Origin of the sequence: Halosolutus halophilus (assembly GCF_022869805.1) — an archaeon.
Classification (GTDB): Archaea; Halobacteriota; Halobacteria; order Halobacteriales; family Natrialbaceae; genus Halosolutus; species Halosolutus halophilus.
In genome coordinates this window covers 748,057-769,748 of sequence record NZ_CP094974.1, presented here as the reverse complement: position 1 = coordinate 769,748, position 21,692 = coordinate 748,057, and the positions used below count along the sequence as shown (strand labels likewise).

The window sequence follows — 21,692 nt, the reverse complement described above, 5'->3', positions numbered from 1 at the left end:
CTTCGCGTGACCGAACCATACCCCGATAAATCGCCTCGGTGGCATACTGGTTGTACTCGCATTCGTCTGCTTCTCGTCTGAGTTCGAACGGGCGGTACCCGAGAAATGACCGAGACGCCGACGCGTCGCTCTCTGGGCGAAAGCCCGCGGAGAACCACCCGCGGGCTCTCTGATCGGCGCAGGTTGAATCGGACCTCTCGGGTCGGCGAGCCTTCGCTCAGCTCACGTCAGGACCGCGCGGGTCGGCGGGCACCTCGTCGTCGATCGCCTCAGGCGTGTTCATCCCCAGCGCGCCATCTGACGAATGAACTCGGAGAGATTGGCAACCTCCGGCAGCAGCTACTGCCTGCTGAAATCCTCTCCGTCGACGGCGTCGGTGAGACGCGCCGACCAGCGGATCGATCACGTTACTCGATCTCCCCGTCCGCATCGTCGGTCGGCAGGACGGTCGACGTTCGGACGCTATTTGTCAGTCCTCGACTGCGGATTCCAACCGCAGCGAGACGAGGTGGACTGCAACCCGTAATATCCCAACGCTCGGGAATCCTCGCCCTTCAAAGCGGGGAGGATGTCAACTCACTGGAGCAAATCACGAGTCAGTTTCTGTTTCGGACGCAAGATGGTCTGGGACCCCATGTAATATATCGATGCGACTGTCAGCAATCCCCACGGTGATATTTTGATCGTGGCAGCTATCAATGTCTGAGGTCTCCTGTTCGGAGATTATTTCATGCCCAGTTTCTTGTTCGGCCAGTGTTCGATACGTGCCATGCTCATCGTATACGCCTTCAACGATCCGGTATTCTTCTCCCGCGAGTTCGATGTACTCACTGAAGATCCCTGTCCACTCTTGGTCAGCAACCAATCCGTCTGATTTCTGCATAACCCGGATATCCATCTCCTGTGGCTCTGCCAGTTGATTTTCAATATAGAGATGGTTTGATGTCTCATCGCACTCAGTAGAGCCGAGACAACCTCCAATACAGCCGATTCCGGCCGCACTGACGGATAACAAGAGGGTCCGCCGATGCATTGCTGGCAAGTTATTCAGGGATCCGATAAAGAGCTTTCCCGTATGAAAGCGATAACGAATAACGTGTACTCACCAGCCGGATCGGAGACGGATTTGCGTGTGGCCGCTTTACTCAGGAACGGTCCGCTCAGTTCGCACGTGTCGTGAACGTGTGTTTCACGTAAGAACCCACCTGAAGAATGAGCTTTCAACGGAGCCCGTGGTGTCGTTTTCTGGGCCGCCATGGATCGCCCTCCATTTCGAGGCTGAATTCACCGGCTGAGAGCCGCAGCACGTGCCCACGCAAAGCAGTCCGGCGAACGTGCGCTGCTCGGATTACTGGGAGGACGACGTCTCCGCTGTACCGTCCGTGTACTGTGCACAGACGCGCCGCAGGCCCTCCTCGACGTCGATCGCGGGCGCCCACCCGGTCGCGGCTTCGAACGCCGACGTATCGGCGCAGGTGTCGTGGACGTAGACGTCCTCGGGGATCGGGTTCGCGACGTACTCCGGCTTGATCTCGATCCCCAGTTCCGCATTGAGCATCGCGACGAGTTCGGTGACGCTGTCGGCGTCGCCCGTCCCGAGGTTATAGATGCCGGTGAGTTGGTGCTCGGCGGCGCGTTCGAGGCCGCGGACGATTCGCTGACGTGAGTCGTTCGCCGGCGTGCGCGCCCAGGAGGTCGCCGGGGTCGGGTTCGTCGTTCGGCGCGCGGCCATCGGTGATCGTATCGACGATCGTCTGGTTGATGTCGATCGGTTCTCGGGTCGCCCGTCGAACTGCGCCGTCGCTTCCGGACTCAGGCGCCCACCCAAAGGGTGTCGGATTTTGCGAACTGGGACGCCCGGACGGTCAGCTAGTGCCAGTGCAACTATGGGCGTAAGTCGAACGGAGCCCCTCGTCGGCGAACTGGGTGATCACATCGGCGAACTCACCCCCCGTGTTCCTCGGCGCCGCTGTAAGCGTTCTTCAGAGTGTCTGGTTCTAAGTGTACGTGGCGCTCGGGAACCATGTTTGAGTGATTGTTGAATCGCCGTCCCTAAAACGGTTCTTGAACTAAGGGATATAAGTTCCCACTAATAATATTATATGTTCGATAACGTTCCGATTTCCGTGTCTTTTGTATCGATATTAGGGCTTATGGCGATGAACTGTGGCTTTGAGTCATAGTGCTAATCGACGAGAATCACAGCGTCTTTGTCGGTGTGTTTCTCTTTACTTTTATACAGGAAACTCTACGTATGGGCAATATATCGTGTTGAAAGAGTCGTACTTCATAGAAGATAGTTATTGTGGGTTCGAGGTTGAAGTATAGTAAGTGGCGTTGATCGTCAAGAGCAATCCCGGTTCCGTGGATTACAACGTGATTCGGTTGGTCTCTATCTGATGGTTATAATTTAGTTTTCTATAACTATTTATGGACAATTGGTTAGATTGGTTGGATACTGAAACTCTATAAGACGCATACTTTATTCAAAATTGATAGCTTGGCAGATCGAGTGGAATACTCAACTGCATCTGCTCGCTCGGTGCCGCGTCTCACTCCGCAAAATCGTATCCAAGATGAGCACTGCGATCTCTGTAAAGAGCCACGGGAGGATAACCGGCAACAAAAAGACGCTGGCCTGTGCTCGCGAGTCCCTCCGGACCGAAGAGCGATGATGTAAAATAACTGTTCACAAGGAAGCTTCCTGATCAGTGAAACCGAACCGTTATTAATTGATAGAATCCTACGTAGTATATAATTTCAGTAAATGCTGGCCGGCATAAAACCATCGCTGAAGGTACGATAAGCCTGCTTCTACCTATTTCTGGATGTTCAACCCCCACAAACGCATTTTCTGAGCCGGAATCGAAACTCGGTCGGATTACCGTCGAAGACGGCGAAGACGTCCCACACACGATCCACCTTGTCGTCGAGCAGAATGCGGAGTTCGTCTACCGGGTCTTCGAACGAACTCAAGGCCGTCTCAGAAACCGACGGTGGCCTTGCGAGTATCGATAGCGTGGTTCTCAACGACGCGTGGGCCGACGAAACCGGTGACTGGACCGTCTATACAAGAGACGATGATAGTACTCTCTCTCTCTCTCTCCAGAATATTCAGGTTAGCTTATGAAGTTGCGTCTTTGTATTGGTTGACCAGTTCCTGCATCGATTCTTTGGCGTCGCCAAAGAGCATGCTCGTATTGTCCTTCGCAAACAGCGGGTTCGGAATCCCGGAAAATCCCGGACTGAGACTTCGCTTGTTGACCGCCACTGATTGTGCTTCTGCAACATTCAGCACGGGCATGCCGCTGATGGGACTAGAGTCGTCGGTGTTTGCCTTCGGGTTGACAACGTCGTTCGCACCCGTGACGATCACGAGGTCAGTTTGTGAGAAGGTTGGGTTGACCTCCTCGAGTTCGCGCATCTTGTCGTAGGGCACGTCGGCTTCGGCCAGCAGCGCATTCATGTGGCCGGGCATCCGACCGGCGACGGGATGGATTCCGAACTCGACGTCGACACCGTTCTCGTCGAGGAGTTCGACGAGTTCGGCGACGGCGTGCTGCGCCTGGGCGACAGCCATTCCGTACCCGGGAACGATGACGACGCGCTGGGCCGTTTCCATGAGCATCACAATCTCCTCGGCGGAAGATTCGGTTATTTTCCCTTCGTAGATATCCTCCATATCCTCGCTGTCTCTGTCACCGATGCCGAGGCCGCCGAATAGGACGTTCGTCAGCGAGCGGTTCATCGACTCGCACATGATAACCGTCAGGATGAGACCAGACGCACCGACGAGCGTTCCAGCGATAATAAGGACAGTGTTGTTCAGCACGAACCCCGTCGTCGCTGCCGCCAATCCGGAGTAGGAGTTAAGCAAGGCGATGACCACGGGCATATCCGCGCCGCCGATCGGTACGACGAGGAAGATACCGAGAATGGACGCGGCCGCGACTAGCACCCAGTAGGAGGGTATCCACGCGGCTAGCGGTGCCGACCCGAAAATATCCGGACGGACGATCAGGAACAAGCCAGCCACTACGGCCGCCGATAAGAAGAGGATCTTGATACCGTGGCCGACGGTCTCGCTGACCGGCGAATCCCCGACTACCCCGTGGAGCTTCCCGGCGGCGACGAGGCTACCCCAGAACGTGACAGCCCCGATAATGCCGGCGATTGCGGCCGTCGAGGCTAACCCCACGGAGAGTGAGTTACCGGATCCCATCACGTCGATCAGTTCCGCACCTGCGACCAGCGCGGACGCGCCGCCGCCGAACCCGTTGAACAGCCCAACCAACTGCGGCATCTCCGTCGTCTCGACGGTGACGGCCAGCCAGACGCCGATCGCTCCGCCGACGAGCAGCCCGGCACCCAGAACCAGCGGGGAGAGAACCTCGAACCAGAGGATAGTGACGACCACCGCGAGGAACATCCCTCCGGAGGAGATTTTGTTCCCGCGCGTCGCCGTCCGCGGGTGGGTCATATCCCGGAGCCCCTGAATGAACAGGACGCCGGCGACGAGATACGTGAACTGAAGGATCGAGTCCGGCAGCCCGCCGATAATACCCGTCATCAATTACGTCCTCCGTGACTGAACTGGTCGAGCATGAAGTGACTCACCAGATAACCGCCGATGACGTTGATCGTCGCCATGACGACCGCCAGAAAGCCGAGGACCGTCGCTATCGTCGTCGACCCCGATCCGGCAACTACGACCGATCCCAGCAGCGTAATCCCCGAGATGGCGTTCGCCCCGGACATTAGCGGCGTGTGCAGATTGGTCGGGATCTTCGTGATTATTTCGTAGCCGACGAAGGCAGCCAGCACGAATAGCGTCAGGTTCTCGACGAACGTCATGCGATCACCTCCCGGGCCGTCAAGCGCGACAGGACACGTGGCAGCCTCGAACTCTTACTCGGCATCAGTTGCCTCCACGTAATCGTCTTCGTCCTCATCCACCGTCTCGTCGGGTTCACTGTCATTCGTGTCCGTGTCATCCTCGTCATTGATGTGTGGATTTCGAACGGCCCCTGCGTGGACCAGAAGCGTCGAGTCGATGATTTCGTCCTCGACGTCGATATCGAGGTTGCCGTCCTCGTCGAGCAGGTTCTCGAGAAAGCTACGCAGGTTATTGGCGTACTGCTGACTCGCAGTGTGGCTGACCCTCGAGGGCAGGTTCGTCGGCCCAAAGATGGTGACTCCCTCGTGGTGGACCGTCTCATCGGCCACGGTGGGCTCACAGTTGCCCCCGGTCGGGGCCGCGAGGTCGACAATGACCGACCCGGGAGCCATCCGCTCGATCATTTCTGTCGAGACCAGCTCCGGTGCGGGCGCGCCAGGGATAGCTGCCGTCGTGATGACCACGTCCGATTCGGGGACGACCCGCTTCATCTGCTTGCGTTGCTCGGCGTAGAACTCCTCGTCCATCTCCTGGGCGTAACCCTCCTCATCACCCGACCCCTCAGTTTCGAGGTCGAGTTCGACGAAATCCGCGCCGAGGCTCTCGACCTCACGTTTGACCTCGAGCCGGATATCGTAGGCGCGCGTGGCCGCCCCGAGCCGTTCGGCGGTTGCAATGGCTTTGAGGCCGGCGACGCCCGCCCCGATGACGAACACGTCTGCCGGCTGGATGGTGGCAGCAGCGGTCATTTCCATCGGGAACATCCTGGGCAGTTCCGCTGCAGCCAGCAAGGTGGCCTTGTACCCACCGAGGCTGGATTGTGACGATAGCGCGTCCATGCTTTGTGCCCGGCTGATTCGGGGCATCAACTCGAGTGAGAATGCGCTCACGTTTTGGTCAGCCAGTTCCTCGAGAGTACCATCGGCGACCTCGTACGGACTGTACATCCCGATGGCTATCTGGCCCTCTTCGTACGGATCGGTCTCGACGTCCGCGGAACCGAGCCCGCGGACCTGGAAGACGACGTCGGCCCGTTCGAACACCGCCTTTCGGTCCGAAAGTACCTCACAGCCGACGGCTTCGTACTCCGTATCGGCCCAGTTCGAAGCCTCGCCGGCCCCGGCCGCGACGAGGACCTCGTGACCGTCATCGATCAGGTCCGCGGCGACGGACGGGATGACTGCGACGCGGTTCTCGTCTTCGGCCGTCTCGGTAGGGACGCCGACGATCACGGGCCGTCCCTCACGTCGGTTCGTATCGAAGCAATAGGATACGTCTCGTGTCCCGGTCCTACTCGATGTGTATACCCGTTCATTCTCTTGGTGAACTCCCTTCGATTAGTCGTGGTTACGGTAATTGTGGGGATCCTATATATCCCTTGGTGATCCTGTAATATTTCGAATTATTTTTGTTTGGCCGTATTTCTGATCTGCTACAGTTACTCACGCAACTTGTCATCGAGCGTTCCAAAACACTCGGCCGATATTTTGTTTTATTCACACAATTCCCCTTGTGACTAGTGTGCCAATTCATCTCAGTACTGAGACCCGGCGCGATGAATGTACCTGCCATTCAGTACAAGCTGTATGAACTATCGAGATTCTGTCGAGAATGGTGGGCTGGCTCCAAAGCGGACATCCATCAGACGGCCGAGGAATCGAAGTGAAAGAGATTCAGCCCGGACTGAGACGCCCAACCGTTATTTTCCGGGCCACTCATCGGCGGAGAGAGGCACCCCATCGAGAAAGGCCTCAATGCCGTCGCGTGCATCCGCCGTCGTACAGAGGGCTGCAAATCGTTCGTTCGAGTAGTCCAGCGCTTCGCCGTAGTCTAATTCGACCATGTTATAGAACGCTTCTTTGCCCATCTGAATCGCCATCGGACTCTTCGATGTTATGGTTTCGGCGAGTTCCACTGCTGCCTCCCGGTGCTCGCCGCTTGCCACGACTCGGTTGATTAGCCCCCACTCTAACGCCGTTTCCGCGTCGATCAGTTCACCGGTCAGAATCAGTTCGAGACACCGTTTTTTTGTGAGCGACTTCATTAACGGTACGGACGGTCCCATGCAGAATAACCCGACCTTGGGAGCCGTCGCCCCGAACTGGGTTCCCTCCGCGGCCACGGCTAAGTCACAGGCCGCAACGAGTCCGATTCCGTTGGCGGCTGCATGGCCATGGACTGCTGCGACCACGGGCGTCCCCATTTCGGTCAGCGTGTGGAACGGTTCTTCCATCAGCGCTACCCATTCCTCGAACTCCGCCTTGGTTTCGTGATCAGCATGCTCACTGAGATCGATGCCAGCTGAGAAGGTCTTGCCCGCACCATCGACTACGATTGCCCGTATATTGGATTCCCGGTCGAGCGTGCGGAGCGCTTCGTTAAGATCCTGAGCGAGTCCCGTGCTGAATGTGTTCATCGCCTCGGGGCGAGAAAGAGTGATGTGACCGACGTGTCCATCGCGGTTGATTTCGATGGTTGTCCACTGGCTGGCGCTAGTCGAATCGGAGGCCATACGGAGTCGATTGGTCAAGTGGAGTGAAAAATGTTACCACGAGCCGATCGGCTGATGAGGGTGAGAATCTCACTGGAGGAACTGGACAAATTACCGATGCGGAGCCGAATAGTCGTTCGTGAGGGTAGCCACTGCCAAACAGAACCACCCGGATGGGGTCACGAACGGGTTGTTGAATGGTGGTCAAACAACTATCCGCCGACAGATTGGCAGCCAACATCTACCGATGCAGGTGTCAAACGAGGACTTGATCCGTATATTTAACTTACGAGAGGGCAATTCCCTATCTGATTGGCCAATTATGCCTCCAGAACCATACGACCAGAAGAGGATTGACAAACTGAACGACCCGAACGCATTTCGCTATTGTTCCCGGTGAAGAGCTTCGGACGTTGCTCGATACGGGACCAGACTGGCGCGTCGCCGATTTCGGAAGCGGGACAGGTCTCTTCACGAGTGAACTAGCTCCAGTCGCTGAAACCGTCTTTGCGGTCGACGCTAGACACGGCCTCCACGAGGTGTATCGCAAACGTGGGATGCCGGCGAACGTCACTCCGGTCACCGCCGACTTTACGGACCTTCCCTTTCCCGATAATCACCTGGACGGCGGTGTATCGATTCGCACATACCACCACGGGTTCGGAACGGCCATCGACGAAATCGCGCGTGTCGTTCGTCCGGGCGGCCGCCTCGTAATTGTCGACTGGTCGGCTACGGGTGCTGGAGAGCGTGAGGGGCGCGACCAAGAGGAGTACCTCGCCCTCACAACCGTACAGTCGGCCCTTTTGAGAACTGATTTCCGCATCGTGGACGCGCACGAACGCTGCGAGACGTTTGTGGTGGTGGGGACAAAACAGTAGATTCTTCCTACTGTCTAACGCCACCCGTTACGCACATACGCGCATTCAGCATCAAGTCGGAAGAGTAATCGACCCATCCGTTTACTGATTTTCTCACATGCAAGAACGACGGCGGGTACTTGGCGTGACGGCGGCCGCGCTGTTCTTCTCGGTGCTGGTGTGGTTCAATTACTCGGCCGTCCTGCCATTGATCGTCGACGAGTGGGGGCTCTCGGGCACGAAAGCCGGGCTCATCTTTGGCGCGTTTCAGGCCGGCTACCTGGTGGCGATTCTCCCAGCGGGCTGGCTCGCAGACCGCTACTCGCCGCGGTGGGTGATCGCCGTCGGCGCGACTGGGACCGGGATACCAAGCGTTCTGTTCGCCGGGGTCGCGGACGGCTTCCTCGTCGGGACGTTCCTTCGATTTCTTTCGGGCGCGTTCATCGCCGGCGTCTACGTTCCCGGGATGCGGTTTGTCAGCGACTGGTTTCCTGAATCCGTTCGCGGTCGAGCGCTCGGCGTCTATATCGGGACGTTTTCCCTCGGCTCCGGGCTATCGTTCGTGTTCGCCACGGCGGCCGCAGACGCAGTCGGCTGGCGGCTCGCTATCGCAGTCACGAGCATCGGTGCGTTGTTCGTCGCCCCGCTGATGCTCGGCTTGACCCGCGATCATCCCGACCGGTCAGGTGCGGCCGGAAACGAGTTCGATCTCTCGGTGCTCCGCAACCGCGAATTCCTCTGTGCGGTCAGCATCTACTCGTGGCACAATTGGGAGCTGTTTGGCGTCCGGAACTGGCTGTTGGCTTTCCTCGTCACGGCGCCGGCCTTCGCGGCGACCGAGTCGACACTGCTTCCCGGATTCATCGTCGGCCTCATGATCGTCATTGGTGGGCTCGGGAACGTGACTGGTGGCTGGCTCAGTGACCGCATCGGCCGGACACGCACGATCGCGATCGGTCTCGCTACCAGCGCGTCCCTGACCACGGTCTTCGGCCTGCTCAGCAGTCTTCCGATCGCCGCGTTGATCGTGATTATCCTCGTATACGGGTTCGTGATTACGATGGACAGTGCCCCGACCTCGACGATGGTGACGGAAGTGGTCGACGATTCGCAGGTCGGGACCGCCCTATCGTTTCAGTCGCTGGTCGGGTTCACGACGACCGTCATCTCGCCGGTCGTCTTCGGACTCGTACTCGATAGGGCGGGCTACCCAGTTGCGTTCCCGACTCTCGCCGCCGGCGCACTGCTCGGACTTCTCTCGGTCGGTGCTCTCATTTGGATCCGACAGCGATGAGAGAATGCAGCCTGCAGGCTCGACACGATAGCGTAGCGATGAACCGGTTTCGATCAGAAGTGTTCGACACAGTCGAACACTTGGGGCGAAATAGTCAGGCAAACGGAGACGATTGCGAAGCAGCGTCGGACTAGCAATGAACGTCTGCATAACAGTACGGCAACTATCCGGACAGACCGATTGAACCGGGGGCCGGGGACACAACTTCGAACTCGCGAACGTAGTCGTCGAGTGTGCTGGATCGTCCTGGCCGGGAAGTGGTTGGTAACTGTCCGGCACGTTGATGTAACACCGAGACGATCACAGACGTGATCTGCCGCGAATTCCGCCATCTTCCGGTGTATGGTGAGTTTCCCGTCGGTCATGGTCGTAAAACCAATGACCCCTTCTCGGTTGACGTGGTCCAGATCGATCGCGTTGCCGGTCGGAGAACGACTCACTCGTACCCGGTTTCGATCGCGAGATGACCCGTGTGTTAGCTCGTTCAGTAGATTTATGATGAGGTATCGAATTTGGAAAGACGAATACGCTGCCGAAAAAGGCTCTGAACTCCCGCATCCCGCGGAGAGCGGACCGATACTCGAGTGGATACTGTTTTCACACTTCCCTTTTGTCCAGTAAACCCGGACCGGAGCGGAGCCACTTTACAGACGTACTATTGTAAAACTCTGGGCAATCGTCTCTCTGACAATGGTATGCACGTGAGTTGCTGTGTAGATACCCGCCAACGCAGAAATCGGGTTCGACATTTCCGCCTGAACCGAGAACCCTCCGCTGAGGCGGTCACTCGATGTTCGATCGTAACGAACGGTGGTTATGAATGTTGATCTCGAGTTCATTTGTCGCACCGAGCAATAGGTCAACGAACCGGTTCTGTTTGTCCTCGGTCTGCAACCGGTTTTTCGGCCCAGAAATCGACAGGGCACCCCTGACGACACCGTCCTCATCGATGACAGGCGCACCGATCGCGTACAGTCCGGACAGTGACTCTGCGTTGTTTATGGCGTAGCCGCGCTCCCTGATTCTCTCCAGTTCCGCAAACAGCGCCTCCTCGTCGGTGATCGTGTTTGGCGTTATTTTTGGAAGTCCGTGTTGGTCGATTATCTCCTCTACACGGGGGTCGGACAAGTGTGCAAGGATCGCTTTGCCGGCTGCCAGTGGATGCAGGTGAACGCCCTTCCCAATGCGGGCGGGCGGATTCACCGGATGTTTCCCCTCGGCCCCGGAAAGGTAGTAACCGAGTCCATTCTCTTCGACGATACACCACGCGCGTTCGTCGGTTTCCGTTGCCAGCTGCTGGACCTTTTTTTGACCGATAGAGTAGAGGTTGTAGGAGGTCTGGACATGCTTTCCGTGGTTCAGAAACTCAAGACCGAGACGGTACCCGTTGTCAGTTCTCACCACGTACCCACGTCGACGTAGCGCGGTTAGATGTCCGTGAACGGTGCTCTTTGCGAGTCCGATCTCCGAGGCAATCTCCGTGACACCTGCCTCATCCCTCTCTCTAATGAATTCTATGATGTCGAACAAATGTTCGTCGGATTGTATCCCCCGTCCCTTGTCGTTGGTTCCTGGCATAGGGGACAATGGACGTGAATAGTATATAAAACGTCGTGTTCGTCAACATCGAACCGGGGTCGTTTAGAACGGGTGGATATAATAAAGCGATAGGCCAAGTCAGTCCGAGGGAAACAGTCGCTGTTTGATCCCTCGTTTGATGGCGTCGCGCTTGAGTAGTTGAATTCCCTCCGAGACGGGGATATCCTTTGGACACGTGTTGCTACACTCCCCTTGGACGTGACAGCCCTGGACCCCATCGGTCTCGGAGAGTCGCTCGAAGCGCTCATCGGTCTTCATCTCTCGTGAGTCCTTGAGGAGTGTTAGGGCCTTGTTTATTGCGGCTGGACCCAGATACGTATCGCCCGCAACGCTACAACTCGAATAGCAGGCACCGCACCCGACACAGTCCGTCCGAGGTTCGATGACCTCCCGTTCCCGGGAGTCCGGAGGGATCACAGCCGGATCGCTGTTCTCGTCTAATCCCTCGGCCACGAACGATGGGTCGATCGCTTCGAAACTCTCGAAGAACGGATCCATGTCGACGACGAGGTCCTTGATGACGGGCAGATTGTACAGGGGTCGGACGGTGACCTTCCGATCATTGAGGCCAGTTACCGGCGTCTGGCAGGCGAGCCGCGCCTTCCCGTTGATTTCCATACAACAGCTGCCACAAACTCCCTGGCGACAGGAGAACCGCATCGAGAGGTTCTCGCCAAGCGTCTCCTGAATGTGGAACAGTCCGTCGAGTACCGATGTGGACGCGCTAATCGGGACGTCATAGGATTCGAACCGCGGTTCTGTGTCTACTTTCGGATCGTATCGATGAACGGTGAATTCTCGTTCGTTCATTGGTTGATGTCGTATTACTGTTGTGATTTAGTTGCTCTCTGCGTGTGTATTGTCAGAGACTGTGACAATGCTACCGTCAACGTTGGCCGGATGTGTCTGACTGAACACGACGTCCTCTTTCCAGGTCTCCATGCCGTCGTCGTTTCGTCTGACGTGTACGTTGGCAAGCCACTCGTCGTCGTCACGCTCGGGATAGTCCTCGCGATAATGGGCACCCCGACTCTCCGTCCGGTAGAGGGCGCTCCGAGCTACCGTCTCCGCGATCAGTGCGAGGTTTTCGAGATCCATGTACTCATTCCACTCCAGATTATACCGCCTGCTCCCCGACACCGCCACGTCTTCGAGCCTCTTGCGGATCTCGACGAGCCGCTCGATGCCCTCTTCGAGTTTTTCTCCGGTTCGGACGACGCCGACGTATTCCCACATCACCTCTTCGAGTTCGTCACGGAGTTCGTAGACGTCGGCCCCTCCTGGACGATTGAGAGGCTCCGTGATCCGCTCAATGATACGTTCCGCCTGGTCTGGATCGTATGACGGGGGGGATCGCCCCTCGATTCGATCGGGAACGACCTGTCCTGCCTGTTTGCCGAGCACCGTCGAATCGACGACGCCGTTCCCGCCTAACCGGTTCGCCCCGTGCGCGCCGCCGGCGTCCTCCCCGGCAACGAATAGTCCAGGAAGGTTCGTCCGACAGTTCGCGTCAATAGTTACCCCACCCATGTGATAGTGGGACGTTGGCGACACCTCGACACGCTGGGTCGAGAGGTCTTGCCCGACGTTTCGTGTCCGCTCTGTCATTCCCGGGAAGGTTTCCTCAACGAACTCGGTCCCGAGGTGCGTCGCGTCGAGTAGTACGCCTCCCCGTTCCGTTCCCCGACCAGCCATAATCTCTTCGTAGCTAGCCCGCGAGACGATATCGCGTGTCGCCCGTTCCATCTTCTCGGGCGCGTACTTCTCCATGAAACGTTCGTCCTCGGTGTTGTAGAGGTGAGCACCTTCCCCTCGGATTCCTTCCTCAATGACGCCGCCCGTCAGTTTCGTGTCCCCCGCGAGCAGGCCCGTCGGGTGGAACTGCATCATCTCCATGTCCTGGAGCGGGAGCCCTTGACGATACGCCATCGCCTGCCCGTCGGCCGATTTCTCTAGGGCTGGTGTCGAGATACTGTACATCGTTGCGCCTCCCCCTGTGGCGAGGACGACGGCCTTAGCAGTGATAACTTCGAACTCACCCGATCGCATGTCCAACACGACAGCCCCGACGGCTTCGCCGTCGCGTGTCAGGAGATCGACGGCCCGGGTCTCCTCGAGAAACGTCACATCGCGGGTCAACAACTCGTCACGAATCTTCGTCATGATCTCGATCCCCGTTAGGTCGCCCTTGTGAACCGTCCGGTCGAACGACTGCCCCGCGAACGGTTTCTGGTGGATATGCCCGTCCTCGTCACGATCGAAGAAGACTCCCAGATCGTTCTCGAGTTTGCGGATGACCTTCGGCGCGTTTTCGACAAGCGTCCACGCAAGCTTCTGATCGTTGATCCACTTTCCACCTTCAATGGTATCCATGTAGTGGTCCTCGACCGAATCCTCGGAGTGGAGAACGGCGTTGTAGCCACCCTGTACCATGCGGGTACAGCCGCTTTTCCCCGCAAGTTTCTTGACGACGACGGTGACGTCGAGGTCCACTGGGCCATCGTCGGCAGCGTACATCGCGGTGAATAGCCCCGCGCCGCCGGCCCCGACGATCAATACATCAGTCTCTCGCTCCGTGTATCCGACCATGTGGTCTGGTACAATGTACCGTACTGGAAGTATTTGAGTCTAACCCACGGCGAGGGTTACGACAGCGAATGGGACTCACTCCTGATCCCGAACCACCCCTGCCTTTATACTGACTGGGGAAAAAAGAGATATCGATGTCGTCAGACGAGAATATCTCACGGGAACGACTAGAAGCGGCCCCCGGAAAAGTGTACACCGAGACGATTCAGGAACCGACCTACGAGTTCAAGCGGGAGCACTACTTTTCGCCGCTAATCGAGACGAACAAAGCGTGGGCAGTGATGCTTGTTGACACAGGGATCATCGATGAGGACGTGGGCGCACAACTCCTGGATGCGGTTGCGGATCTTGAAGAGGCCGGGCCAGAGGAACTGGGAGAGTACAACCCGAATCTCGAGTACTTTTACTCGCACATGGAGTACCAACTCAACAAGCGGATCGGCGAGGAGGTCGCCGGCAACATCAACATTGGACGAACCCGTCCCGAACCGCTCGCCAGAATAGTCGAGCGTGAGCGGTTGCTCGACGTGCTCGACCGTGTCGTCTCGTTGCGCGCCACGCTGCTCGATCTGGCCGAACGGGAGATCAAGACGGTCATGCCGCAGTGGACCCACTACCAGCATGCACAGGTGTCGACAGTGGCACACTACCTGCTCGGGATTGCCGACTCGCTCGAACGCGACACCCAACGGCTCATGAACGCGTACGACACCGTCAACGAGTGTACGCTCGGCTGTGGAGCGCTGGCGGGGACGTCCTACGATCTCGATCGCCAACTTATCGCAGATCTGCTCGGCTTCGACGGGTACAAGGAGAACACCATCGACTGTGTCTCCGGCGGGGATCACCACATGGAGCCGGCCTCGGCGATGGCGAACATGATGGTGACACTGAGCCGTTTCTGCCAAGACCTCTATACCTGGCATACCTGGGAGTTCGACTTCGTCGAGATCAGCGACGAGTACTCCGGTTCGAGCAGCCTCATGCCGCAAAAAAAGAACCCCTACCCCTTCGAGTACGTTCGCGGACGAGCAGCGTACGCGACCGCGTACATGTCGTCGGTCCATGAGACGCTTCACAACACCAACTTTCAGGATATCAAGGACGTCGAGGAGAACGCGGTTCACCCCCTGTTCGACGCGTTCGATGAAGTGGACCGTTCCCTCAAGCTATTGGATGGAACCGTCGGGAGCGCCGAGTTCAACGCCGAGCAGATGGAGGAACTGGCCGCTGAAGGGTTTGCGTCCTGTAGCGAACTCGCAGCAAAGATCGACCGGCAGACTGACCTTACCTACCGAACAGCCCACCGGATCGTAGGCGACCTCGTCGGGCGGGCACTGGAGCGGGGACTCGACGCAACCGAGGTCGACGCCGACCTCGTAAACGAGTCCGCCACGGAGATCACCGGCGACATGCTCGATATCGACGACGAGTTCGTCCAGTCCGCGCTCGATCCGCGGGAATTCGTCGAGGCCCACGACATCCCCGGCGGCCCCGCCCCCCGCGAGGTCCGACGGATGATTCAGGATCGGCGAGCATCCCTCGACGAGGATTCGGTCTATATCAACAGGCGACGCGAGACGCTCATAGACGCCAGTGACAAACTCGCAGATCGTGTCGAGACGATCCGCTCGTAACCCCCGTTCGACCGCTCTGTCAGAGTACTGGTCCGGACTACCAGCCGATCCCGTTCAGGAATAGCCGCACCCCGATCGCAGCCAGAAGCACCTTGACCAGCAGCGTGAATGTCCCGTCATCGACGTACTGGCGGAAGACGATCCCGAGGGTCGCGCCCACGAAAATCGGGACCGTGAAGGCGACGCCCAGAATGACCTCCCTGGCGTGCAACAGATCTGCGTGCGCAAGGAAGAGTACGCGAACGACGTGAGCGAGGAGAAATAGTGCCGACACCCCGGTGACGAACACTGTCCGGTGGTCCTCGACAGTGTTCAGGTACGCGTGAATGACGAGCGGCGGCCCTGGGGCACTCACGGCGCCGCCGAGAAGACCGCTGAGCGACCCCGAAAACACACCCACGCTGCCATGTGTGGCGTACTCGTGTATTCGGTCCTCAACCCGCTGGAACGCGAGGAAGAGGAACACGTACCCGGAAATAAATAGATACAGGAGTCCCGGTGAAAGAATGGTGAGCAACCAGACCCCTGCGAACAGACCCACAACGAGGGCGATCATGAACGGAACCTGTCTTCGGAGGAACGCCACGGGAACCCCGTCTCCAGCCAATACAACGAGGTTTGATACGAGAAAAGGGATCGAAAGCGCCACCAGAGCGAGCCTCGGGGGCACAATCTGGACGAGCCCCGACACCGTTATAAGCCCGACTGCAAAACCGATTGTACCCTTGACGAATCCCCCCAGTAGGAGGATACTGAGCACGAGGACGATCTCGAACGCAGTGAGTTCGATTCCGACGATACCGTAGACACCCGACGTAGCCAGACCACTTCCCGTCATTTCGCTTCTTTCTAAGTTCGTCCGGGCTACTGATTATATGTTCCGACTCCGTCGAACCAACGACCGACTCCGGACGGAGCGCTGGTCCGCGAACCTGGTGGCGCCTCGCCATCGATGACTGGGACTCGAAATGGCACCACCCTGGTCGTCGCACTCACTGTTCCACGCTCTCGATGAGCGTGAAGATATCGTCAAGGTATCGCATCACCTTCCAAACCTCGATGAGACCGTTCATCAGGGTCTGCTGGTCGATCGAGCCCGGATAGATCCGGTGTTCGAGGAAGATTCGGTGAACCTCTGCGAAGTGGACGTTGTTTCCGTTTCTGTCGTGGAAACCGTAGACGACGGGCGTCGCCGTAAGGGTCTCGCGGATTCGGGAGATGAGGTCGCTCCGGGCCGCTTCCGAAAGTTCCTGAATCCGGGATCGGATTCCGTCGTCGTATTCGATCTGTTGACCGATAAGCAGTGGACCGTCAGGTTTCCGCCGGATGATATGAATGTAGATGTTCGACATCTCCACGAGCACGTTGAACTCCGCCGCCTCGTCGGCGATCAGTTCGGAACTCTCCACGAGATCGTCATCGATCCACGCGAGGACTTGCTCCTGCTTGATTGGTGTTTCCATGAGCCATTCAATCCAACCAAAGAAGTAAAAGCTACCCCTCTCCCCTTGGTCGAGAAGTACTCGGGAGGCTATGATCCGATGAGGAGTGTCTTGGTGAGAGTGTACGCGAGATAGCCGAGGGTGAGGGCAAGCGCGAGTGACGCGATCCAGGCAAGTACGGTGTAGGCCATTTTCGTGCGGCTGACTCCCCCTTCGCCGGCGGCGTAACCGCTGCCGACGATCGCACTGACGATGATTTCGTTGAACGAAACGGGGATACCAAGTAGGACGGCGGTTTGGGCGACCGCAAACGAGGGGATCAGCGCCGCGATCGATCGGCGAGGGCCGAGCGAGGAGTAATCCCGGGCAATCGCTTTGATCATCCGCGGTGCGCCGGTCCAAGAGCCGACTAACAGTCCGAACCCGCCACCGACAAGCATCGTCCAAAGGGAGATCGAAACGGAATCTAGCAGTGGGACCAGGGGACCGATCGCGAGTCCGACCTCTACCACCCGCCGAGAAGGCGACGAGACCGCCCATCACCAGCAAGAACCGCCGCTGGGCTGTTACCGAGTCTGCTCGGACCCCACGGTAGAGGAGCGCCGCAGCCATTGTAGCCAACGCGCCAGTCGCTACGGCTATCCCGACGATCGACGGTCCCGGGAGTAGCCTGGCGGTTTCGACTGCGACCGTCGATCCCTCGCCGGAAGACCCAAGGACAGCGAATTCCACGTTGGCCAATATCGCACCGACGGCCGCGCCCAGTGCCGGCAGAGTGAGTGTGGTCTTGATGGGGCTGCGAAGGAGTTTAGCGGTCCAGTAGGCGATCCCGCCGCCAACGAAGGGGGTGAGGATCCACAGCCCGAGAATCACGCGATACTTCGCCCATGCAGGATCGCCGCCCATCGCGAGGCCGACGCCGACGACTGCGCCGGTGACGGTGAAGGCGGTGGCAATCGGGTAGCCGGCGAAGACACCGACTGCGACCAGGGCCGCGGCGAGAAGCAGCGCCACTGCAGCAGCCGACGCAGTCAGCGTCTCACCGATGATCAGTTCCCTGCCGACGGCCTCGGTAACGTTCGCGCCTTGGAGGACGGCACCCGCGAGTCCGAGCAGACCGACAATGAAGCCGGCCCGCATCACTGAGATGGCATTCGCGCCCACCGCAGGGGCGAACGGCGTCGAGCTGCTCGAGCCGACGCCGATCGCCCAGGCCATAAAGAGGCTAGCAGTTGCGGCGACCACGATTGTTATGACCGTCCCTGGATCAACCATCTACGCTTTCACCCCCTGCACGTCGTCTGTCCACCCGTCCAACGGAGCGCGAGGCAGTGGCGAATTCTGACCCACCGTCGTTTTCGAGGACGGGTGGTTCGAACTCTTCGATATACTCGGTTGCCACATTGGTCGTTCGATGCCAGCAGTCGTCTTCCTCGCCGTATATATGAAATCATCGTGCGACGTGGCCGATGGCAGTGACGTTGAGGACGAAGTGATCGTCGCCCCCGGTTTGGCGGATAATGGCGCTGATTAGTTCGTTGACCAGGCAATAGTGTTGAGCCGCGTCATGACGTAGTTGTAGACGGGGTCTCGTCGGAGTTCTTGTTCGTTTTTTCGTCGCTCGTCTGCTCAACAAGGGTCTGCTGGATAATCTTCTCACGTGTGCTCTCCTTGGTACGTTCGTGGGTTGTGGGCCGCCATTCGACGCACTCCTCGAGGGCATCGAGTGTTCCTCGTGGGCGGCGAGGTACTCCTCGTAAGCGGCGGGATTCAAGTAACGTGCGTGTGAACCCCTCGTCGCACTTTCTGCGGGGTCTCCGGTCCTGCGGAGCATCCCCTTTGAGACGCTCTTTTCCATCCGTGTGTCCCTCCGGTCGATAGAGTCCGGTATCCGCCGACCGCACCGAGTCCTGCCGGTCCACTTCGGATCCGGATGTGCCGATCGTCTTGATACCGATTTTTGTGGGGAAAAGAAAAGTATTCCCATCTATACGAACCACCGCGTCCCGCCCGCCGCCAGTGTAAATAGTCTTCTTAGTGCGCTCGTAGTCCTCTTCCTGTACTCTTGTCGCCGTTTCTTCCTCGCATCGTAACCAGTACCGTCGCCATAACGTATATATCTCATCAGCCAGAACCATGATATGCAATGGCAGAGCAATATGTAAAGGTCGTAGAACCAGACGACAACGTCGCGACCTTCATCAGGCAAGTCGACGAGGGAGAAACTGTTGATATTTCCATCAACGGCGAAGCTCGAACGATCACTATCAACGACGACATTCCGTTCGGACACAAAGTGGCCCTCACTGATATCGACGAAGGCGGTACCGTCTACAAGTACGGGCTAAGTATCGGTTATGCCAGCGAGGACATCGAGGCTGGCGACTGGGTCCACGTCCACAACGTCGATAGCAACTACGGCCGTGGTGACAAGGCCGCCGAAGGAACTGCGTGAGCGGATCGAATCGTTGCGCCACTTTCAATCAAAGTGACACCATATCATGACTGAATTCCTTGGATACGAACGCGACGACGGAAGCATCGGTATTAGAAATTTCGTCCCGATTATCGCGACGGCCCCCTACGCGAACGACACGGTCAAACGAGCGGCGGAAATCGTCGACGACGCGATTCCAATCACCCATCCACTGGGGCGGTGTCAGACGAAACCCGACGTCTTCCAGACCTACCGGACTCTCTTGGGGTATGCAACCCATCCGAACACGTACGGGGCGGTCGTCGTCGCCCACGCCGGCGAGATCGTCGACGGCGACGAACTGGCCGACGACATCGCGGAAACCGGCCGCCCGAGCGCGAGCGTTAACATCCACGACGAGAAAGGCGTGATGAACGGGCTCAAAGCGACCGTCAACGCCACCCGGGAGATGGTCCAGGACGCGAGCGCCCAGCAGCGCCAGCCCCATGACATCTCGAATCTCACCTTCGGAATCAACTGCGCGACCTCGGACACCACCAGCGGCCTGTGCCAGCACAAGGCCACTGCGGGGGCAGCCTGGCGGCTCATCGACGAAGGCGGCCGCGCCGTCTTCGCGGAAACGCCGGAGTTCTTCGGCGGCGAGGAAGGGCTGGCCGAACGCGCGGTCAACGACGAAGTCGCAGAAAAGATCCTCGACTACGTCGACCACTGGGAACAGCGACTACAAGAAACCGGCTACGACGTCCGTGGCGCCCAGCCGACACCGGACAACATGGACGGTGGACTGACGACCATCGAGGAGAAGGCCCTCGGTGCGCTGGTTAAATCCGGCGACGGCCCCATCCAGGACCTGGTCGACTACGCCGAGAAAATCCCCGACGAAAGCGGCATGTACATCATGGACACGCCGGGCCACGGCGCGGAATCGGTCACCGGGATCGGTGCCGGGGGTGCGCACTTCATGATCATCTCCACGGGCCAGGGCCACACGCTCTCGAACGCGATCATGCCGACGATCAAGATTACGGGGAACCCCGGCAGCGCCGAACGCGTTCCCGAAGAAACCGACGTCGACGTCAGCGAAGCCCTGGTCGGCGATCAGACGATCGACTGGGCCACCGACGAACTCTGGGACGAGATCATGGAGGTCGTCAACGGCAAGCAAACACTCAGCGAAGTGTTCGGCGAGAGCCAGTTTGCGATCCACCGGATCGGTCCGTCGACGTAAGCGGCCATCGATCCGCGTACAGACCTTTGACCGCCGCGATACCCGATCGACGGATGACGGGTTTCGTCCGGTCTACATAATAGAGATCAACAGTCACTGAATACGCATGGACGACGAGAAACTCATCTACGAAAGAGACCTACTAGCGGTACGGAGCTGGCGGAACTTCGCGGTTGGACACATAGCGTTTACCCTCCATCGGCTGACGGGGTGGCTACTACTCGTATGGATCGGCGTTCACCTCATAGTCCCGGTCCTTCAGGCCACGCCATCGAGCGTCTATACCCCGATATCGAGGCCGGTAATCGTCGCGCTCCTATCCGTACTTGTCTTTCATTCTTTCAACGGGATTCGTCTCGTGATCGTAGAACTCGGTGGGCTAACTGCGTCGGGGAACCGGTTGTCGTTCTGGCTGATTCTCGGCCTGTCGGCACTGTTCATCATCTTGCTGGGGGTCGGACTATGAGCGCCAGATCGTCGATGCGGGGCCCGGAAACGTACGGATACCTTCCCTGGATCGTCCACCGGGTGAGCGCCCTCGCTCTCGTACCGCTTCTGACGGTTCACATCGGCGTGCAACTGTACCCAGACTACGGGTTCGCTACGCTCACCGAGTGGGGGATCTACGGGCCGCTGTTGGATCTCACGCTCGCCCTTGTACTGGTCCATGCTTTCCTGGGGATTCGTGGGACCGTGATCGAGACGCGGCTCTCGGACCGGTCGACAAAATTCGTCGTGTGGGGAACCGGAATAGGGCTGTTCTTGCTGTTCGTGACCCGTCTACTGGCCTAATGGGTTCGCCGTCTGCGAATACAACCGACAGCGATGAGGGGAGTTCGATAACTGCATGGATCACTCGGAGGACCTCGGACCACTATCGGCGCCTTCGAGGAAAGCCACGGCGGTCCTCGATCCGGCTTCCGGCTAGATCGTCGTCGGTATCGGGAGCGATACCGCCTTCGACACCGACGTGATCGTCCGGTGAACCGAGACGCTCTACGCGGTCGATGTTCGAAGGGTGATGGACGATCGCTATCGAACGGGATCTCCCTAGTCCGTCGAGTTGGTCGCCCCAAGATGCCGATGCCCCTTCCGGAACGGACTAAAGAGTGCGGTAACGACGCGGACGATCCACCACGGCTTCGAAGATCCCGCGACAAGGGTGAATCGTGTGCTCTGATCCGGCGGACGGATAACGATCTGTAACTTATCAACTAT

18 protein-coding genes and 2 pseudogenes are annotated in these 21,692 nt (G+C 58.3%); 7 read left to right on the top strand and 13 right to left on the bottom strand.

Features of this window, described 5'->3' with window-relative positions; translation table 11 throughout:
- Positions 1-589 precede the first annotated feature (589 nt).
- The 6 genes and pseudogenes from MUG98_RS03760 to MUG98_RS03735 form a co-directional block, all read right to left on the bottom strand.
- Positions 590-1,033 (bottom strand): hypothetical protein, encoded by a 444-nt coding sequence (locus MUG98_RS03760; RefSeq protein WP_265110832.1) that lies wholly within the window; start codon positions 1,031-1,033, stop codon positions 590-592.
- Between the two features lie 315 nt (positions 1,034-1,348).
- Positions 1,349-1,689 (bottom strand): annotated as a pseudogene (locus MUG98_RS03755) (NAD-dependent epimerase/dehydratase family protein); the annotation flags it as partial.
- 1,435 nt (positions 1,690-3,124) lie between these two features.
- On the bottom strand, positions 3,125-4,570 hold the full coding sequence (locus MUG98_RS03750) for an NAD(P)(+) transhydrogenase (Re/Si-specific) subunit beta (protein WP_265110831.1): 1,446 nt from the start codon (positions 4,568-4,570) through the stop codon (positions 3,125-3,127).
- Positions 4,570-4,854: an NAD(P) transhydrogenase subunit alpha part 2 gene (locus tag MUG98_RS03745; protein WP_265110607.1), complete on the bottom strand. Its 285-nt coding sequence runs from the start codon at positions 4,852-4,854 to the stop codon at positions 4,570-4,572. Before MUG98_RS03745 ends, MUG98_RS03750 begins: the two co-directional genes overlap by 1 nt.
- Positions 4,855-4,908: 54 nt before the next feature.
- On the bottom strand, positions 4,909-6,129 hold the full coding sequence (locus tag MUG98_RS03740; protein ID WP_265110830.1) for an NAD(P) transhydrogenase subunit alpha: 1,221 nt from the start codon (positions 6,127-6,129) through the stop codon (positions 4,909-4,911).
- 467 nt (positions 6,130-6,596) lie between these two features.
- Positions 6,597-7,409, bottom strand: coding sequence for an enoyl-CoA hydratase/isomerase family protein (locus MUG98_RS03735; protein WP_265110829.1), 813 nt, complete (start codon positions 7,407-7,409; stop codon positions 6,597-6,599).
- A 392-nt stretch (positions 7,410-7,801) separates the two neighbouring features.
- On the opposite strand from MUG98_RS03735, the gene MUG98_RS03730 reads away from it, so the two are divergent.
- On the top strand, positions 7,802-8,269 hold the full coding sequence (locus MUG98_RS03730) for a class I SAM-dependent methyltransferase (RefSeq protein WP_265110828.1): 468 nt from the start codon (positions 7,802-7,804) through the stop codon (positions 8,267-8,269).
- A 97-nt stretch (positions 8,270-8,366) separates the two neighbouring features.
- Positions 8,367-9,542 (top strand): MFS transporter, encoded by a 1,176-nt coding sequence (locus tag MUG98_RS03725; protein ID WP_265110827.1) that lies wholly within the window; start codon positions 8,367-8,369, stop codon positions 9,540-9,542.
- A 783-nt stretch (positions 9,543-10,325) separates the two neighbouring features.
- On the opposite strand, the gene MUG98_RS03720 is transcribed toward MUG98_RS03725, so the two are convergent.
- The 3 genes from MUG98_RS03720 to MUG98_RS03710 all read right to left on the bottom strand — a co-directional run bounded on the left by MUG98_RS03720 (position 10,326) and on the right by MUG98_RS03710 (position 13,658).
- On the bottom strand, positions 10,326-11,120 hold the full coding sequence (locus MUG98_RS03720) for an IclR family transcriptional regulator (protein ID WP_265110826.1): 795 nt from the start codon (positions 11,118-11,120) through the stop codon (positions 10,326-10,328).
- Positions 11,121-11,219: 99 nt separating this feature from the next.
- Positions 11,220-11,951 (bottom strand): succinate dehydrogenase/fumarate reductase iron-sulfur subunit, encoded by a 732-nt coding sequence (locus MUG98_RS03715; RefSeq protein ID WP_265110825.1) that lies wholly within the window; start codon positions 11,949-11,951, stop codon positions 11,220-11,222.
- A gap of 27 nt (positions 11,952-11,978) precedes the next feature.
- On the bottom strand, positions 11,979-13,658 hold the full coding sequence (locus MUG98_RS03710; protein WP_265110824.1) for an FAD-binding protein: 1,680 nt from the start codon (positions 13,656-13,658) through the stop codon (positions 11,979-11,981).
- A 206-nt stretch (positions 13,659-13,864) separates the two neighbouring features.
- Here MUG98_RS03710 and argH point away from each other — a divergent pair, with 206 nt between their 5' ends.
- A complete protein-coding gene (gene argH, locus MUG98_RS03705) occupies positions 13,865-15,367 on the top strand; it encodes an argininosuccinate lyase (RefSeq protein ID WP_265110823.1) in 1,503 nt (500 codons plus the stop codon).
- Positions 15,368-15,404: 37 nt separating this feature from the next.
- Here argH and MUG98_RS03700 read toward each other — a convergent pair whose 3' ends face one another.
- From MUG98_RS03700 to MUG98_RS03685, 4 genes and pseudogenes are all read right to left on the bottom strand, one after another.
- Positions 15,405-16,205 (bottom strand): TSUP family transporter, encoded by an 801-nt coding sequence (locus tag MUG98_RS03700; RefSeq protein WP_265110822.1) that lies wholly within the window; start codon positions 16,203-16,205, stop codon positions 15,405-15,407.
- Between the two features lie 154 nt (positions 16,206-16,359).
- Complete coding sequence (locus MUG98_RS03695; protein ID WP_265110821.1) at positions 16,360-16,830, bottom strand: DUF2299 family protein; 471 nt, start codon at positions 16,828-16,830, stop codon at positions 16,360-16,362.
- 68 nt (positions 16,831-16,898) lie between these two features.
- Positions 16,899-18,084: pseudogene (locus tag MUG98_RS03690) on the bottom strand (inorganic phosphate transporter).
- 290 nt (positions 18,085-18,374) lie between these two features.
- On the bottom strand, positions 18,375-18,947 hold the full coding sequence (locus MUG98_RS03685; protein ID WP_265110820.1) for a DUF5828 family protein: 573 nt from the start codon (positions 18,945-18,947) through the stop codon (positions 18,375-18,377).
- Positions 18,948-18,955: 8 nt separating this feature from the next.
- On the opposite strand from MUG98_RS03685, the gene MUG98_RS03680 reads away from it, so the two are divergent.
- The 4 genes from MUG98_RS03680 to MUG98_RS03665 all read left to right on the top strand — a co-directional run bounded on the left by MUG98_RS03680 (position 18,956) and on the right by MUG98_RS03665 (position 21,266).
- Positions 18,956-19,264: a UxaA family hydrolase gene (locus MUG98_RS03680; RefSeq protein ID WP_265110819.1), complete on the top strand. Its 309-nt coding sequence runs from the start codon at positions 18,956-18,958 to the stop codon at positions 19,262-19,264.
- A 46-nt stretch (positions 19,265-19,310) separates the two neighbouring features.
- Positions 19,311-20,474 carry a UxaA family hydrolase gene (locus MUG98_RS03675; RefSeq protein WP_265110818.1) on the top strand — a complete coding sequence of 388 codons (1,164 nt, stop codon included), beginning with the start codon at positions 19,311-19,313 and terminating at the stop codon, positions 20,472-20,474.
- Positions 20,475-20,580: 106 nt separating this feature from the next.
- Positions 20,581-20,940: a succinate dehydrogenase/fumarate reductase transmembrane subunit gene (locus MUG98_RS03670; protein ID WP_265110817.1), complete on the top strand. Its 360-nt coding sequence runs from the start codon at positions 20,581-20,583 to the stop codon at positions 20,938-20,940.
- Positions 20,937-21,266 carry a hypothetical protein gene (locus MUG98_RS03665; RefSeq protein WP_265110816.1) on the top strand — a complete coding sequence of 110 codons (330 nt, stop codon included), beginning with the start codon at positions 20,937-20,939 and terminating at the stop codon, positions 21,264-21,266. The genes MUG98_RS03670 and MUG98_RS03665 overlap by 4 nt, the downstream gene beginning before the upstream one ends.
- Positions 21,267-21,692 lie beyond the last annotated feature (426 nt).

Coding starts and splice junctions, on each gene's coding strand:
- MUG98_RS03685 (WP_265110820.1), bottom strand. CDS start 18,947: ATGGTTCTGGCTGATGAGATATATACGTTATGGCGACGGTACTGGTTA.
- MUG98_RS03760 (WP_265110832.1), bottom strand. CDS start 1,033: ATGCATCGGCGGACCCTCTTGTTATCCGTCAGTGCGGCCGGAATCGGC.
- MUG98_RS03750 (WP_265110831.1), bottom strand. CDS start 4,570: ATGACGGGTATTATCGGCGGGCTGCCGGACTCGATCCTTCAGTTCACG.
- MUG98_RS03675 (WP_265110818.1), top strand. CDS start 19,311: ATGACTGAATTCCTTGGATACGAACGCGACGACGGAAGCATCGGTATT.
- MUG98_RS03720 (WP_265110826.1), bottom strand. CDS start 11,120: ATGCCAGGAACCAACGACAAGGGACGGGGGATACAATCCGACGAACAT.
- MUG98_RS03715 (WP_265110825.1), bottom strand. CDS start 11,951: ATGAACGAACGAGAATTCACCGTTCATCGATACGATCCGAAAGTAGAC.
- MUG98_RS03665 (WP_265110816.1), top strand. CDS start 20,937: ATGAGCGCCAGATCGTCGATGCGGGGCCCGGAAACGTACGGATACCTT.
- MUG98_RS03700 (WP_265110822.1), bottom strand. CDS start 16,205: ATGACGGGAAGTGGTCTGGCTACGTCGGGTGTCTACGGTATCGTCGGA.
- MUG98_RS03670 (WP_265110817.1), top strand. CDS start 20,581: ATGGACGACGAGAAACTCATCTACGAAAGAGACCTACTAGCGGTACGG.
- MUG98_RS03735 (WP_265110829.1), bottom strand. CDS start 7,409: ATGGCCTCCGATTCGACTAGCGCCAGCCAGTGGACAACCATCGAAATC.
- MUG98_RS03745 (WP_265110607.1), bottom strand. CDS start 4,854: ATGACGTTCGTCGAGAACCTGACGCTATTCGTGCTGGCTGCCTTCGTC.
- MUG98_RS03695 (WP_265110821.1), bottom strand. CDS start 16,830: ATGGAAACACCAATCAAGCAGGAGCAAGTCCTCGCGTGGATCGATGAC.
- MUG98_RS03725 (WP_265110827.1), top strand. CDS start 8,367: ATGCAAGAACGACGGCGGGTACTTGGCGTGACGGCGGCCGCGCTGTTC.
- MUG98_RS03680 (WP_265110819.1), top strand. CDS start 18,956: ATGGCAGAGCAATATGTAAAGGTCGTAGAACCAGACGACAACGTCGCG.
- MUG98_RS03710 (WP_265110824.1), bottom strand. CDS start 13,658: ATGTACGCTGCCGACGATGGCCCAGTGGACCTCGACGTCACCGTCGTC.
- argH (WP_265110823.1), top strand. CDS start 13,865: ATGTCGTCAGACGAGAATATCTCACGGGAACGACTAGAAGCGGCCCCC.